The organism is Ruegeria sp. CI8, assembly GCF_056536865.1.
The window spans coordinates 1,088,035-1,103,296 of record NZ_JBQFQL010000001.1 but is presented as its reverse complement, the minus strand read 5'-3'; the positions used below and the strand labels follow the sequence as shown (position 1 = coordinate 1,103,296).

Genomic DNA, 15,262 nt, shown 5'->3' with positions numbered 1-15,262 from the left:
TGATGACATCGACGGCCGGCCTCTGGCTGGCCGTTGTTCTGAGCGGCGCTTATCACGGGTTGAACCCCGGTATGGGCTGGCCGTTGGCCGTGTCGGCCGCATTGATGGAGCAACGCCAATCCGCCCTCTGGCGCGCGTTGGCAGCGCTGGCGGGCGGGCATTTCGTGGCGATGCTGAGTGTGTTGCTGCCCTTTGCGCTGATGACCATCCTTGTAGACTATCAGCGCGAAATCCGGATCGGAGCGGCCCTGATCGTGATCGCTATGGGCCTCTACATCGCGATCACCCGGCGCCACCCACGGTTTCTGGCGCGCGTACCGCCCAGTCGGTTGGCGCTGTGGTCGTTTCTGGTGGCGTTGGCGCATGGTGCGGCGCTGATGCTGGTCCCGATCTATCTGGGCCTGTGCGGGCTGGACGAGCTGGATACCGGCCACAGAGCCGTGTCAGAGATCATGGGCACCAATGGCCTGCTGGTTCTGGCTGTGGCCGCGGTCCATACGGGCGCTATGATGCTGGGCGGCGGTGCGCTGGCCTTCGCGGTCTATCGCTGGCTGGGCCTGCAGTTTCTGTCTCGCAGCTGGTTCAACCTGGAAATGGTCTGGGCGCTCAGCCTGATCCTTGTGGGGGTGCTCGGCCTCTGGGCCGCAATCTGAGGTCTTCCCCCTGCACCGAAACAGATTAGGTTCGACGGGCAGGCATTTGAAAAGCGAGGCCCCCATGACCGGAACACTCAACATCATCGCAGCCCTTCTGACCATCGGCTTTGGCCTGTTCGGCTTTCTGGCTCCGGCCTGGACGGCGGCCTCGCTGGACCTTGCGCCCACCAACAGCACGATGGGCCTCAGCGAGATGCGGGCCTCGGTCGGCGGGCTGTTTGTCGTGACCGGCATAGCTGTATTGTGGCTGAACCACCCGATGGCCTACGCGATGTTGGGCGTGGTCTATGGCGGCGCGGCGCTGGGTCGGTTCGTGTCCGTACTGCTGGACAATCCACCGTTGGCCAAAGCGTTGACCTTCGGCGGAATCGAGCTGGTGCTGGCGATCTGGCTGATCGCAGCCAACCTCTTCAAGCCCGCGTGAAAGGTTGGAAAAATCGCCATGATCCCGCGCTTTGAGGGTTTGCATCCGCAAATATCCTCACCTATATAAATCCTGTCCTTCGGGACTATGGACATAAACGCGCTCGTAATAAGCGGATCGGACCCGGGGGCGGTACCCGGCGGCTCCACCACATATCCTTCATTTGGGGATCATGGGGCCGAAACAGGATCGACGAACGTCTAAAGGGGTTAGCTTTGTCTCGGCTGTCTGCCACCGTTACCGGCGAAAACAGTACAATTGCAAATGACAATCGTGCTCCGGTTGCCGTTGCTGCGTAAGCAGTAACCAGACCGAAACTTAAGTCCTTGCGCCTAGCCGCGTAAGGCGGGGTTCGCAGGTACCTGGCAACAGAAACCTGCATTTCCCAAGATTTTGTCTGAGTTTTTGCGCCGAATTTGGCCGCCATTCAGAAACTGTTCACTCCTGTCATTCAAAGTAGCGGAAGACAGACAGGAGAGTTGGGATGACTCATTCAGAGATACTCAGGGCCTGGTATTCCGAGGTCTGGGAAAAAGGCAATATTGACGCGATCGACCAGTATTTTGCCCCGGAAACGATGGCCGAAGGGCTGATACCCGAAATGCAGGTCGGCGCGGACGACTTTCGCGACCTGGTCATGGCCTTTCGGCACGTTCTGGGCGAAATTCAGGTGGACTTGCCCAAAATTATCGAAAACGGCGATTGGGCGTCAGCCGTTCTGCATGTGCGGACCTCGCGGGCAGACAACGGCGCGCCCTTGGAGGTCACAGGCCAAGTGATGGCGCGCTTCAAAGGTGACAAGATGGTCGAAGCCTACAACCAGTTCGACTTCGTTTCCCTGTTCGAACAGCTCGGCCAGTTCCCGCAGGATACCTTGCCCGTATGCATGACAGGGCAACGGCTGGACTGGGCCTGAACCGGTTCTTGACCGCGCGTGCTGACCCCGAGTAGCAAAAGCACACGGGGTCAGCATGTGAACGCCCTGCCCGGCGGCAGCCCGAGTTCGCATGTCCCCAAATCCAAAGGGGCACATGCCATGGCTGCGCAGTTTCCAATGATCGCTGGTGGTCGGATCAGCACCTATGCTCCGAATATCGGATGGAGCCGACCGAGGACCGCCGAAACCGGCGCATGCAGGGCGGAGCCCCGGTAGTGAACCCCCCACTGGCAAAACTGGTCCGGGTGTTCGGCCGCATTGGCCTCCTCTCATTTGGTGGCCCAGCGGCACAGATCTCATTGATGCACCAGGAATTAGTCGAACGGCGGCCATGGTTGGATGAGCAGAGCTTTCTGCGCGCGCTGTCGTTGTGCATGTTGCTGCCCGGCCCCGAAGCCATGCAACTGGCCACTTATGCCGGTTGGCGGCTGCGGGGGGTGCCGGGCGGGCTGATTGCCGGCGGCCTGTTCGTTCTGCCCGGAGCGCTGGTGATAGCCGTGCTGGTCGGCCTGTATGCTGCCTACGGAGACCTTCCCCTGGTCCAGGCTGCATTTCTCGGGATCAAGGCCACGGTTATCGTGATCGTTCTCCAGGCGGTGCTCAATCTTTCTCGCAAAACTCTATCTGGGGCAGAGCCCGGGATTCTTGCGATACTGGCGTTCCTGGCGATCTTCGCTCTGAATCTACCTTTCCCCCTGATCATTCTGGCCGCGGCTGTCTGGGGCTTTTCACGTAAGCCTTCAGAGCAGCCTTCAGTTTCGCAGAATGTCGATACCGCCTTGGCTCGGCCCGCGCGGACCGCAGCGCTCTGGCTGTTTCTTTGGTTGGCTCCGCTGGTGTTGTTGACCCTTTCCGGCCAGACGTTGCTAAGCGATCTGGGCTGGTTCTTTGCTCGATTGGCCGTAGTCACTTTCGGCGGGGCCTATGCGGTGCTGGCCTACATGACCCAGACGGTCGTCGAGAACTATCAATGGATCTCTACCGATCAGATGATCGATGCGCTGGGACTGGCAGAAACCACCCCCGGCCCATTGATACTGGTCACGCAATTCGTCGCCATGCTCGCCGGGCAGTTGGCCGGCGGGATGTCCCTTGCGCTGGCAGCCGGGGCCGTTGCGCTGTGGGCGACCTTCGTTCCGTGCTTCCTGTGGATATTCGTTGCCGCGCCTTACCTGGACGTCATAGCGCAAAGACCGAGACTGTCGGGAGCATTGCGCGCAATTACCGCGGCGGTCGTCGGTGTGATTCTCAACCTGTCGGTGTGGTTCGGACTGCATGTCCTGTTTGGAACCATCGGAGAAGTCGAGTTTGGTCCGATCTCACTGCCCATTCCGGTTTTTTCGACCTTGGACATCGCAGCCGTTGGATTGACATGCCTTGCCGGAGTCTTGATTTTCATAAGAAAAACCGGTCTGGCAACGACGCTGGGCATCATGATAGGTGCAGGCGCAATCCTGCATCTGGTTTGAACAATCAGACGCAACCCGCTCTTTCGTTTCCGATCAAATCCCTTATGCTTGGGATAACCACTTTCGAGGATGACACATGTCGCAAGGCATTGACTACGGCAACTTGATGCACACCGCTATGCGCGGGTTGATCAAGACTGTTCTGAAGCGCGTTTCTGAAACCGGACTGCCCGGCGCGCACCATTTCTTCATCACGTTCGATACCCGTGAGCCCGGCGTCGAAATCGCTGACTGGCTGCGCGAACGCTACCCTGATGAGATGACGATCGTGGTGCAGCACTGGTTCGAAAATCTCGAGGTTGGCGAGGACGGATTTGCCATCACGCTCAATTTCGGTGACGCTCCGGAGCCGTTGTATATCCCCTATTCGGCCATCCAGACCTTTGTCGATCCGTCGGTCGAATTCGGGCTGCGCTTCGAAAGCTCGGACGAAGAAGATGAGGACCCGGTGGAAATCGAGGCCGAGTCGATCGAGGTCGAACCCGACGACGAGCCGCATCATGATGCGGATATCGTATCGCTGGACAGCTTCCGCAAGTAATTCGCGGCCATTGGACGAGGCTTCGCTTTTTTGGCGGAGCCTATTGTTTTTCCAGGAATGTTTCGACCGAACGCGACTTCTGTCCATCTCTGAACCGGGAAAAGGACAGGTTCAGCCCGCCCTCGGCCAGTGTTCGGTCATACTGCTGCAATTCGTACCCGCCGTCCTCGTCTATGAACAGCGAGAAGACGGTCAGTGTTTCCCCTTCGATCCGCCCCCAGACAAAGGGTTCCCCCTTCATCGGGTCCAGCGGAACCTCATGACCGAAGACATTCCGCTTCATGGCTGCGGAATAGATGTTGTTCCGATCAGAAGGTCGGAACTCGACCGAAAAGCTTTGTTCTTTCACCCGGCCGTCGGCTTTGTAGGTGGTAGTCTTCCACTTGACCACGAACCCTTCGCCGGTCTCTGCGATGGAAACGCTCATGTCGCGCGGGGTCGACGATCCGTCTGCATCCACCACGTCGGCAGATCCGACATAGTCGCCGACAAAGGGACCAATGTCCTGCGCCCATCCCGGAGACGCCAACAAAATTCCAAACGCCAGTATCGACAGCCATCGGGCCATTTGCGCGAAAAATGAGGTCCGGTCTGAGCGATTCATGGTTCTTTCTCCGCGGTTGCCTTCTATATCTTAGCTCAGCCGGGAACGGGCACAATGGTACGTCCCTGTGACCAACCAAGAAAAGTGACGCACACCGCATGGCTATACCTTTTTTGCCCTTCGGACTAAGGTGCGCGCAACTGGCCGATTGAACCATAGCTTAGCTGCGGTTAAACGGCATGCGACTGCATACCAGACGGAGTGACAGATGTCTCAGACCCGCACCGAATCCGACAGTTTTGGCCCGCTCGAGGTTCCTGCCGACAAGTATTGGGGGGCGCAGACGCAGCGCTCGATCATGAACTTCCCCATCGGATGGGAGAAGCAGCCCGTCGCCATCGTGCGCGCGCTGGGCGTGGTCAAGAAGGCCTGCGCCATGCAGAACAAGGCCACCGGCAAGCTGGACGCACGTATCGCCGACGCGATCATCCAGGCCGCCGGCGAGGTGATCGAGGGCAAGTTTGACGACAATTTCCCTCTGGTCGTCTGGCAGACCGGATCGGGCACCCAGTCGAACATGAACGCCAACGAGGTCATCGCGAACCGCGCGATCGAGATCCTGGGCGGCGTGATCGGCTCGAAGGATCCGGTGCACCCGAACGATCACTGCAACATGGGGCAATCGTCGAACGACACCTTCCCCACCGCAATGCATATCGCCACCGCGATGAGCGTGCGTGACGTGCTGCTGCCGGGGCTCGAGAATCTGGCCGCCGGGCTCGAGCAAAAGTCGGCGGAATTCAAGGACATCATCAAGATCGGCCGCACCCACACGCAGGACGCGACCCCGCTGACCCTAGGCCAGGAATTCAGCGGCTATGCCCACCAGATCCGCCAGGGCATCGCCCGCGTGAGCGCCGCCATGCCCGGCATCTACGAGCTGGCACAGGGCGGCACCGCCGTCGGTACCGGGCTGAACACCCAGAAAGGCTGGGCAGAGGCCGTAGCCGCCAACATGGCCGAAATCACCGGCCTGCCCTTCGTCACCGCGCCCAACAAATTCGAGTCGCTGGCCGCCCACGATGCGATGGTGTTCCTGTCGGGCGCCTTGGCCACAGTCGCGGGCAGCTGCTACAAGATCGCCAACGACATCCGCTTCCTCGGCTCGGGGCCGCGTTCGGGTTTGGGTGAACTGATCCTGCCGGAGAACGAGCCCGGATCGTCGATCATGCCGGGCAAGGTCAACCCGACCCAGGCCGAGGCGCTGACCCAGGTCGCCGCCCACGTCATGGGCAACGACGCTGCGATCAAATTCGCCGGCAGCCAAGGCCATTTCGAGCTGAACGTCTACAACCCGATGATGGCCTACAACCTGCTGCAGTCGATCCAGCTGCTGGGAGACGCGACCGACAGCTTTACCGAGCGTATGCTGCTGGGCACCAAGGCCAACGAGGCGCGCATCGACAAGCTGATGAAGGAATCGCTGATGCTGGTCACCGCCCTGGCCCCCACCATCGGCTATGACAACGCCACCACGGTCGCCAAGACTGCGCACAAGAACGGCACCACGCTGAAAGAAGAGGCCATCAAGCTGGGCTTCGTCGACGAGGCGACCTTTGATGCCGTCGTGCGCCCTGAGCAGATGATCGGGCCCAAGGACTGATGGGCAAGCCGGTCAATCTGAACCGGTATCGCAAGGAAAAGGCGCGGGCCGAGAAAAAGGCCCGCGCCGACCGGAACGCGGCGGCGTTCGGGCGCAGCAAGGCGGAAAAGCAGCTGGACAAGGCCCGTACGGAAAAAGCCCGCCGCGATCTGGACAATCACGAGCTGGATGAATGAGCGGCCCGCCCGTCAAACGCTCGCTAACGCTCAAGGGGCACCGAACATCGGTCTCGCTCGAGGATGAGTTCTGGCAGGGGTTCCGAGAGATCGCCAAGGCAAAAGGTTTGCCGATCAATGTTTTGGCCTCGGAAATTGATGTCGCGCGCGACCCTGAGACTGGATTAGCGTCGGCCATTCGCGTCTTTGTTCTGAACTGGTACCGGTCACCCGATCGCAACCCTTGATCTGATATCCGTCTGCGCCTAGGCTGACGGCGAACAAAAGGGGTACATTCGATGCGCGAACTCGTGACCGGGCCGGATGGCCAACCGCGCTGCGGCTGGTGTCAGGCCGCGCCGGAGTTTTTTGACTATCACGACAATGAATGGGGTTATCCGGTAGGTGACGACCAGCGCCTGTTCGAGAAACTGTGCCTTGAAAGCTTCCAATCCGGCCTCAGCTGGCGCACCATTCTGGCCAAACGGGAGAATTTCCGCAAAGCCTTTTCAGGTTTTGATTTCAAAGTGATGGCCGATTTTTCTGATGCGGACGTTGAACGACTGCTGCAAGATGCCGGTATCATCCGCCATCGCGGCAAGATCGAGGCGGTGATCAACAACGCTCGCCGCGCGCAGGAGCTGGTGGCCGAAACCGGTTCGCTGGCGGCCTATGTCTGGCGGTTCGAGCCCGAGACCCCTCCTGCGCCGCAGACGGCCTCGACTTCGCCCGAGTCGGTTGCCATGTCCAAGGATCTGAAAAAGCGCGGATGGAAATTTGTCGGCCCCACCACGGTTTTTGCCTTCATGCAGGCGATGGGGCTGGTGAATGACCACGCCACCGGCTGCGCCATGCGCGAAAAAGCGGCGCAGATGCGCCGCTTTTTCATCAAACCGGTCTAACCTCAGACCGAGGCGCGGTAGATCTTGTCGATATTGCTGCCAAGGGCCGCGTTGAACTCGGCATCCGACTGCTGTTTCGACAGCCCCTCGGTCAGCGCGCGCGAGAAAGAGGCGATCATCTTGCCGTTCTGCGCCAGCAGGTCACAGGCCTCGTCGGTCGAATAGCCGCCCGACAGCGCCACAACCCGCAGAACACGCGGATGATCGGCGGCCTCGTCATACAGATTGGCCTTGCTGGGCAGGGTAAGCTTCAGCATGACGTCCTGCCCCTCGCCCAACTCGTCGAGATTCTTGAGGATTTCGGCTTTCAGGATCTCTTCCGCTTCGGCCTTGGTGTCCGACTTGATGTTCACCTCGGGCTCGATGATCGGAACCATGCCGGCGGCGATCACCTCGCGGGCCACGTCGAATTGCTGTTTCACCACGGCGGCAATGCCCTCGGCATTGGCCTCGTGGATGACCGAGCGTTCCTTGGTGCCGAACACACCTTCGGCCTTGGCCAGCGTCTCGGCCAGGCCCGGGATGGGCTTCATCAGCTGCACGCCGTTGGCGGTGTCCTCCAGCCCCTTGTCGATCTTGAGGAACGGCACGATGCCTTTGACCGACCACAGGTAATCGGCCACCTTGCGACCGTCGATTTCCTCGCTCAGCGTGCGTTCGAACAGGATCGCGCCGATCACCTTGTCGCGGGTGAAGTCATCGGCCAGGATGATCCGGGCGCGCATCTTCTGGATCTCGGCAAACATTTCCTCGTCCGAGCCATAGTCGGACGGCTGCACCCCGTACAACGCCAGCGCCTTGGGCGTCGAGCCGCCGCTCTGATCCAAAGCCGCGATAAAACCCGCACCGTTGATCATCTGTTCGCGCTGTTCAGCCTTGGACATAACACTTTCCCGTTCAGTAATGATTCCGCTTTTCCAACCGCATACAGCATGGCGCGGGGCGATGATAGTTTGTTAGCGCTCAACCACGCGCAGCCAAATTCCGTCGCGGGACCGGACCGTCAGATGCGCCACCGGGACCGGGGAGCGGCCCTCGACAGGTTCGAACCGGTATCGGCGCAGCAGGGTCGACAGGATCAACGGCCCCTCGACCATCGCAAACCCCGCCCCGGTACAGACGCGCGGCCCGGCCGAAAACGGGATGAAGGCCGCCCGCTGGCAGGCTTTGCCGTTTTCGGTCGCCCAGCGGGACGGGTCAAAACTGTCGGGGTCCTCCCACAACCGTTCATGTCGGTGCAGGTGCCACGGGCTGAGCACGATCTGAGCGCCCTTGGGCACGTCGCGGTCGCGGAAACGTTCGGGGCATGTGGCCTCGCGCACCATCATCGGCACCGGGGGATAGAGGCGCAGCGCCTCGCGGAACACATCCCGGCTGAGCTTGAGGCGGGACATGCTGGCAAAACTGATTTCATCCTGCGCGCGGGCTTCCTCGGCCACGCGGTCCTGCCAGTCAGGATAGGCGGCCATCAGGTACAGCGTCCATGCCAGGGCCGAGGCGCTGGTCTCGTGCCCGGCCAGAAAAAAGATGGCCACCTGGTCGATCATCTCATCGGTGTTGAAACACTGCCCGGTCAGGGGGTCGGACGTGGTCATGATCTTGGTGGCCAGATCGTCGGGCGCGGCGCCGGCGGCGATCTGCGCGGCCCGCTCGCGGGTCAGGCGGGCGATCAAGGCGCGGATTTCAGCCGCCGCACGGCGGGTCTTGCGCGGGTGGAACCGAGGCACCCAGCCGGGCAGCGGCACGAAAGCCGCAAGGTTCAGCAGAGGTTGCTGCCGCTGATAGGCGCGGAACTTCTCGAACACCTGCGCGGCGATTTCGTGCTCGATCGGCACCGAGAACAAGGTGCGAAAGATCACGTCGGCGGCGGCATGGCTGGTGACCTCTTCGATCTCGACCGGCACGCCCGTCCTGTCGCGCAGGCGATCGGCGCAAGCCTCGGCCGAGGCCAGCATCGCGGGAAAGGTCTGTTTCAGCCGCCCGCCCTCGAAGGCCGGATCGATGATGCGGCGTTGGCGCTCCCAGGTCGCGCCGTTGGTCAGGAATACCGATTGGCCTAGCAGGGGCCGCAGGCCTTCGCTGATCCGGCCGGATTTCGGGAAATCCTGAGGACGGTGTTTCAGAACCCGGTCGATCAGCTCGGGCTGGTTGATCAGGTAGGACCGGAAGAACGGGGTGCGGAACTCGGCCATCCAGGCGCGGTACAGGCGTTGCGGCTGGGCCGACAGGATGTCACGCCGGAACAGGCGCAGGTATTGCCACAGAGATACCTTGTCCGGTCTGGCGGGCGGCTTGGGCGGGGTCATGCGCGCACCGTCCGGTACTTGGACACCGCCCGCTCGATCCGCGATTTCGACGGCGCCCGCCCGGCGAACCGAGCGCCCAGTGTCAGCGGGCCGGCCGTGATGCGGAAATAGTCATAGTCGCTAGGCCGGTCGAACGCGCACAGATACTGGAAATGCAGACGGAAGAACCGCCAGCGCAACGCGGCCCAACGTTCGGGCGACAGGGTTTGCGTAAAAGCGGCTGACAGAACCAGCGGCCACCGTTTGCCCGGCCCGGCAACCCCGCTGACCGCAACCGGATCACATAGGGCAAAGGCGCAGCCATCCCCGGGTGCCGAGACATCGACCCATGTCAACTGCTCGGTCTGCGACAGCAATTGCAGGTCGGACCGCAACCGGCCGGCCCGCGGCAGGAATGACAACATCGGCACCACCTGCCCCAATGTCAGGAACGACAGGACCGGGCCATCCGGTGGCACCTCGCCCCGCCGCAGCAGGTCGGCCAGAACCGAAACCCCCAGATGGGCGCCGGAACTGTGGCCCACCACCAGAACCTCATCGACGGGCGACCGTAGCGCTGCCGCAATAGTGGCACGGAATTCGTCCAGCCGAGCCTGCAACTCGGGCGGCGTTTCTCCCCGCAGCCGCGCAGAATAGGCATAGTCGTGCATCAGGTAATAGGCGAACAGGCGGTTGTCGATCTTTCGGAACCAGCGCAAGACCCACCAGCCCGCCAACACGCCAATAGCCAGGCTGAGATACATCCGCGCCGCAAAATAGGGACCGAACAGCGCGGGTCCTTCCACAGCTTCAACCAACCAATGCATCGCGGACTCGGACAACATTGCCACACCGTAGAAGACCAATCCCGCCAGCGCCAACTGCCCCAGCAACATCGCCACCGGATAGAGTGCGGCGATCACCGGTCCTTTGCGCAGCCGCATCAGCCGCCACAGCGTGCCAGTCGAGATGTAGATCGAGGCAGTGCACAGCAGTTGCCAGTAGGTCGCCGGGATCGAGCTGTCCATGCTGTCGCGCACGATGTCGGACCAGACTAGAACCTCGACATCCGTATCTACTTCGGCCCCGTCCTGCTCCGACCGGACGTGCCAGCCATAGGGGCCATCGCCCGTCTTGGCCGAGACCTCCAACCGATACCCGGAAATCGCTGACTGCGCGCGCCCCTCTTTCCGATAGAGTTCGCGATAGCGGCGGGGATGGATCGGATCATAGCCGGGGATATAGAACACCCGGCGTCGTTGTACCCCAGATTGCGGAACCTGACTGCTCATGCCTTTGCCCTTGTTGCGGGCAGGTTAGCGCAGCGATGTGGCCAAGGTAAGGCCCGATCATCGAGACCGGGCGCCGCGTCAGCCCAGAGTGGCCAATGCCGGGAACGTCTCTAGCAGCCACCAGCTGAACTCGGTGAACAGACCCGTCACCAGCATGATGCCGACGACCAGCAACAAGCCACCCATGACTTTTTCGATCGTTCCCATATGCGGTTTCAGCTTGTTCATCACCGCCATTGAACGGTTCAGGAACATCGCAGCCAGCAGGAACGGTATGCCCAGACCCGCCGCGTAGACGCCCAGCAACAGCGTGCCCCGCGCCACCGAGGCCTCGGACGCGGCCAGCGACAGAATCGCGCCAAGCTGGGGGCCGATGCAAGGGGTCCAGCCGAATGCGAAAGCCAACCCCAGGATGTAAGCCCCGAAGACCGAGCCGCCGGAGTCCCCGGTTTCGAGCCGCGCTTCGCGGTCCAGGATCGGAATTCGGAACACGTTCAGGAAATGCAGGCCGAACACGATCACCACCAGACCCGAGGCCTTGGCGAACAGTTCCTGGTTCTGCAGCACGAATGCGCCGAAGGCCGAGGCCGTGAAGCCCAGCAGCAGGAACACCGTCGACAGTCCAAGAACGAAGAACAGCGCTGACAGAGTCGCCTTGCGTCTAGCCTGCGCCTGATCCTGCATCTCGTGAATGGTCACGCCGCTCATGTAGGCCAGATAAGGCGGCACGATCGGCAACACGCAGGGCGACAGAAAACTGATCAACCCGCCGACCAGCGCGATGAACATCGCGGGCAGCAGCCCCGCGTCGATGATATCGATTCCGAACATGCCACTGCACATAGGATATCCAGTGGGGCGCGTCACGGGGCCATTCGGTCACATCCTCGTGGTTGCCGGCTGGACAGCTGTGCGCCATGCAAATATCTGAGAGCCATGACACAAGAAGCCGAAACACTAGATGCATTGGGCCTGCTGTGCCCCCTGCCCGTCCTGAAAGCCCGCAAACGGCTCAAGGCCATGCCTGCGGGCTCCCTTCTCCGGGTCCTTGCCGACGATCCGGCCGCAATCGTCGATGTGCCTCATTTCTGCTCGGAGTCCGGGCACGAGCTGATCGGGATGGAAGAAGCTGCGGATCACCACGTCTATCTCATTCGGAAAAACGGCGGGACCTGAAAGAAAAAAGGCGGACAATACTGTCCGCCTTTGTTGTCTTATTGGCCCAGAGACCACCAACCGCGCCGCTTGGGCTTGGCCGGGGACGGCTCGGGTTCTTCCGCTACCGTCTCAAGCACCGGCTCTGCTGTGTCCTCCGCTGCTGTTTCCGGCGCTTCCACCACGGGCTCGGCATCAGGCGTTTCGACTTCTGCCGCTACCTCGGGCTCACTCGCTTCAACCGGCTCCTCAGCTTGCGCGTCGGGGGCATTGTCCTCAGCAGGAGACGCCTCATCGGCAGGCGTTTCTGCAGCCGCCTGAACCGTTTCCTCGGCTACCTCGGGTTCCGGCGCGGACGCCTCTTCAACCTCGGCCGTCTTCTTGCGGCGCGGTGCCCGACGTTTTTTGGGCTTGGCCGGTTTTTCCTCGGCCTGCTCCGCTTCACCCTCGGTTACGTTTTCGGCGCCAGCTTCTGCGGCCTCAGCCGGAGCGGATTCAGACTCAGCGGTCTTTTCCGTCCCCGATTCCTCAGGTTGCGCCTCAGTGCTCGCCTTGTTTTCCGCAGCATCGTCAGAAGTGGTTGCCTCGACCTGCTCGCCGTTACCACCGTTCTTCTTGCGGCGACGACGGCGACGCTTGCGCTTCGGCTTGGCTTCCTCTTCCGCCTGTTCCGGCTCGATGGCGCTGTCCTCAACCTCGTCCTCGGAATCCACCAGATCCATCAGCGATGCCGTCGCGGACACCACCGGCGCAGACGCTTCGGGAACGATCCGGCTGGCCGTCTTGAACTTCTCCATCGAGAAATCAGGGCTGACCAGATGAATGTCGCCTTCGATCCGAACCGACAGGCCATAGCGGGACTCGATCTGCGCGATATGTTCGCGCTTCTGGTTCATCAGGAAGTTCGCAATGCTCACGGGACACCGCACCAGCACCTCGCGCGAGCGGCGGCGCGTCCCTTCCTCTTCGATCTGACGCAGGATCGACAGAGCCATGTTGTCGTCCGAGCGGATCAGACCGGTGCCATGGCAGGACGGGCAAGGCTGTGTGGTTGCCTCAAGCATTCCTGGGCGCAGGCGCTGGCGGCTCATCTCCAGCAGGCCAAAGCCCGAGATCCGTCCGACCTGAATACGGGCCCGATCGGTCTTGAGCTTGTCCTTCAGGCGCTTTTCGACCGCCAGGTTGTTCTTGCGCTCGTCCATGTCGATGAAGTCGATGACGATCAAACCGGCCAGGTCGCGCAGGCGCAGCTGGCGTGCAACTTCCTCGGCGGCCTCAAGGTTGGTCTTCAGCGCAGTTTCCTCGATCGAGCCTTCTTTGGTTGCGCGGCCCGAGTTCACGTCGATGGCAACCAACGCCTCGGTCACGCCGATCACGATATACCCGCCCGATTTCAGCTGGACCGTCGGGTTGAACATCCCCGCCAGATAGCTTTCCACCTGATAGCGCGCGAACAGCGGCAGTTGGTCCTCGTACCGCTTCACGTTCTTGGCGTGCGACGGCATGATCATCTTCATAAAGTCTTTGGCGATGCGGTAGCCACCTTCGCCTTCGACCAGAACCTCGTCGATGTCCCGATTGTAAAGATCACGGATCGACCGTTTGATCAGGTCGCCTTCCTCGTAGATCTTTGCAGGAGCGATCGATTTGAGCGTCAGTTCGCGGATCTGCTCCCACAGGCGCTGCAGGTATTCGTAGTCGCGCTTGATCTCGGACTTGGTACGCTTGGCGCCGGCTGTACGGATGATCAGACCGGCGCCCGTAGGCACGTCGATCTCGGACGCGATTTCCTTGAGCTTCTTGCGGTCCGCGGCGTTGGTGATCTTGCGGCTGATGCCGCCCCCGCGTGCGGTGTTCGGCATCAACACACAATACCGGCCGGCCAGCGACAGGTAAGTGGTCAGCGCGGCACCCTTGTTGCCACGTTCTTCCTTGACGACCTGCACCAACAGAACCTGGCGCACTTTGATGACTTCCTGAATCTTGTAGCGGCGCGGGCGTGGTTTGCGCGGAGGACGGATATCCTCGCTGTCATCATCATCCGCAACCGACTCGATCGTGTCATCCTTGGCAGCCGCATCCGGCTTGGCCTCATCAGCTTCGGCGTCAGCGTCGTCCGCTGCATCCGCGTACGGCTCGTCTGTTTCGACCGGTTCAGCGGGTGCGGCGTCAGCTTCGACTTCGGCCTTTTCGTCCGCCGGTTCGTCACTCGCGTCTTCACTCGGCTCTTCGACCGGAGTTTCAGCGACCGTCTCCATCGGAGACGTGCCTTCGGGCACATCCTGATCAGCGGCCTCTTCCTCAAGCAGGTCGATGGTTTCCATGCCCGTCGGTTCGGCGGATACGTCCAGCGTTTCGACCGGATCGTCCGTCTTGACCTCTGCCGCCTTCGAGCGCGACCGCGAGCGGCGCTTCTTGGGCTTGGATTCTTCGGCCTCGTCCCGCGCCTTCATTGCCTCAGCGTAGGCGCGCTCTTCCTCCATCAGGGCTTCGCGGTCCGCGACCGGAATCTGGTAGTAGTCCGGATGGATTTCCGAGAACGCAAGGAAGCCATGCCGGTTCCCGCCATAGTCAACAAAGGCCGCCTGCAGCGAAGGTTCGACGCGCGTTACTTTTGCCAGGTAGATGTTGCCAGCAAGCTGGCGTTTGTTTTCAGATTCAAAATCGAACTCCTCGACCTTGTTTCCGTCCACCACCACGACGCGGGTCTCCTCCGCGTGGGTGGCATCGATAAGCATTTTCTTTGCCATGTGTCCTTGGTGCACCGCGCCAAACGCGTTGTCCTGACCTGTCCAGGCGGACAGGCGCATCTGGGGTGGTGTCTTGTCTGGGCGATTACGGACGGCGCGCGGCAGGGATCGGCGCTTTGGCCCCCTGCCCGTATACTCAATCGTAGCGCGCGCGTCATCGCGGTTCTTCTCCGACAGGCGCGAACACGCCGCTGCCTGCCCATTATTCCTTTCGCCCGAAATTCGGGCTCAGGTACTCTACTGCCCCGGAACGAGGCACAATCGGTCTGCTTGGCCGGGCGGGAAAGGTCACCACCTGCAGCAAAGCAGCGAAACTCAATGATTCGGGGCATTCAGGCACAAAAATGCGCCCGACCCGTCCCGGTACAATAAAAGCAGTCCTGTGGAAAACACAATGGGCAAACTGCAAAGGAGCCCGATCTACGGACAGGTCGGGCTTCCTCCGGCTTCAAATTTCCCGGGTGTACTTTGGCCAAAAGGCCAAAAAGG

16 protein-coding genes and 1 other RNA gene are annotated in these 15,262 nt (G+C 61.2%); 11 read left to right on the top strand and 6 right to left on the bottom strand.

What is annotated here, in order from left to right; genetic code table 11:
- Positions 1–2: 2 nt before the first annotated feature.
- From ACR0DA_RS05385 to ACR0DA_RS05360, 6 genes are all read left to right on the top strand, one after another.
- Complete coding sequence (locus tag ACR0DA_RS05385) at positions 3–653, top strand: hypothetical protein (RefSeq protein WP_480753211.1); 651 nt, start codon at positions 3–5, stop codon at positions 651–653.
- 64 nt (positions 654–717) lie between these two features.
- Positions 718–1,080 carry a DUF4345 family protein gene (locus tag ACR0DA_RS05380; protein ID WP_170339292.1) on the top strand — a complete coding sequence of 121 codons (363 nt, stop codon included), beginning with the start codon at positions 718–720 and terminating at the stop codon, positions 1,078–1,080.
- Positions 1,081–1,115: 35 nt separating this feature from the next.
- Positions 1,116–1,463: a transfer-messenger RNA gene (gene ssrA, locus ACR0DA_RS05375) on the top strand.
- Between the two features lie 101 nt (positions 1,464–1,564).
- Positions 1,565–1,996 (top strand): ester cyclase, encoded by a 432-nt coding sequence (locus ACR0DA_RS05370; protein WP_093961996.1) that lies wholly within the window; start codon positions 1,565–1,567, stop codon positions 1,994–1,996.
- A 215-nt stretch (positions 1,997–2,211) separates the two neighbouring features.
- Entirely contained in the window at positions 2,212–3,486 is a 1,275-nt protein-coding gene (chrA, locus tag ACR0DA_RS05365; RefSeq protein WP_480753906.1) for a chromate efflux transporter, read from the top strand.
- 76 nt (positions 3,487–3,562) lie between these two features.
- On the top strand, positions 3,563–4,027 hold the full coding sequence (locus ACR0DA_RS05360; RefSeq protein WP_170403236.1) for an SspB family protein: 465 nt from the start codon (positions 3,563–3,565) through the stop codon (positions 4,025–4,027).
- A gap of 40 nt (positions 4,028–4,067) precedes the next feature.
- On the opposite strand, the gene ACR0DA_RS05355 is transcribed toward ACR0DA_RS05360, so the two are convergent.
- Positions 4,068–4,595: a hypothetical protein gene (locus tag ACR0DA_RS05355; protein WP_170371935.1), complete on the bottom strand. Its 528-nt coding sequence runs from the start codon at positions 4,593–4,595 to the stop codon at positions 4,068–4,070.
- Between the two features lie 244 nt (positions 4,596–4,839).
- Between ACR0DA_RS05355 and fumC the strand changes: the two genes are divergently transcribed.
- The 4 genes from fumC to ACR0DA_RS05335 are packed head-to-tail and all read left to right on the top strand — an operon-like array spanning position 4,840 to position 7,291.
- Positions 4,840–6,234: a class II fumarate hydratase gene (fumC, locus tag ACR0DA_RS05350; RefSeq protein WP_480753209.1), complete on the top strand. Its 1,395-nt coding sequence runs from the start codon at positions 4,840–4,842 to the stop codon at positions 6,232–6,234.
- Complete coding sequence (locus ACR0DA_RS05345; protein ID WP_170528485.1) at positions 6,234–6,410, top strand: DUF4169 family protein; 177 nt, start codon at positions 6,234–6,236, stop codon at positions 6,408–6,410. The genes fumC and ACR0DA_RS05345 overlap by 1 nt, the downstream gene beginning before the upstream one ends.
- Positions 6,407–6,637 (top strand): ribbon-helix-helix domain-containing protein, encoded by a 231-nt coding sequence (locus tag ACR0DA_RS05340; protein ID WP_480753208.1) that lies wholly within the window; start codon positions 6,407–6,409, stop codon positions 6,635–6,637. The genes ACR0DA_RS05345 and ACR0DA_RS05340 overlap by 4 nt, the downstream gene beginning before the upstream one ends.
- Positions 6,638–6,688: 51 nt before the next feature.
- Positions 6,689–7,291, top strand: a complete 603-nt coding sequence (locus tag ACR0DA_RS05335) for a DNA-3-methyladenine glycosylase I (protein WP_170339307.1) — start codon at positions 6,689–6,691, stop codon at positions 7,289–7,291.
- A gap of 2 nt (positions 7,292–7,293) precedes the next feature.
- Here ACR0DA_RS05335 and ACR0DA_RS05330 read toward each other — a convergent pair whose 3' ends face one another.
- The 4 genes from ACR0DA_RS05330 to ACR0DA_RS05315 all read right to left on the bottom strand — a co-directional run bounded on the left by ACR0DA_RS05330 (position 7,294) and on the right by ACR0DA_RS05315 (position 11,699).
- Positions 7,294–8,175, bottom strand: coding sequence for a fructose bisphosphate aldolase (locus ACR0DA_RS05330; protein WP_170371116.1), 882 nt, complete (start codon positions 8,173–8,175; stop codon positions 7,294–7,296).
- Positions 8,176–8,247: 72 nt separating this feature from the next.
- Positions 8,248–9,597 carry a cytochrome P450 gene (locus tag ACR0DA_RS05325; protein ID WP_480753206.1) on the bottom strand — a complete coding sequence of 450 codons (1,350 nt, stop codon included), beginning with the start codon at positions 9,595–9,597 and terminating at the stop codon, positions 8,248–8,250.
- Positions 9,594–10,868 (bottom strand): hypothetical protein, encoded by a 1,275-nt coding sequence (locus tag ACR0DA_RS05320; protein ID WP_170523854.1) that lies wholly within the window; start codon positions 10,866–10,868, stop codon positions 9,594–9,596. Before ACR0DA_RS05320 ends, ACR0DA_RS05325 begins: the two co-directional genes overlap by 4 nt.
- Positions 10,869–10,946: 78 nt before the next feature.
- On the bottom strand, positions 10,947–11,699 hold the full coding sequence (locus tag ACR0DA_RS05315) for a cytochrome c biogenesis CcdA family protein (RefSeq protein WP_170338729.1): 753 nt from the start codon (positions 11,697–11,699) through the stop codon (positions 10,947–10,949).
- 105 nt (positions 11,700–11,804) lie between these two features.
- Between ACR0DA_RS05315 and ACR0DA_RS05310 the strand changes: the two genes are divergently transcribed.
- A complete protein-coding gene (locus ACR0DA_RS05310) occupies positions 11,805–12,044 on the top strand; it encodes a sulfurtransferase TusA family protein (protein WP_093961985.1) in 240 nt (79 codons plus the stop codon).
- 38 nt (positions 12,045–12,082) lie between these two features.
- Here ACR0DA_RS05310 and ACR0DA_RS05305 read toward each other — a convergent pair whose 3' ends face one another.
- Positions 12,083–14,773: an Rne/Rng family ribonuclease gene (locus tag ACR0DA_RS05305; RefSeq protein ID WP_480753205.1), complete on the bottom strand. Its 2,691-nt coding sequence runs from the start codon at positions 14,771–14,773 to the stop codon at positions 12,083–12,085.
- Positions 14,774–15,262: the final 489 nt, after the last annotated feature.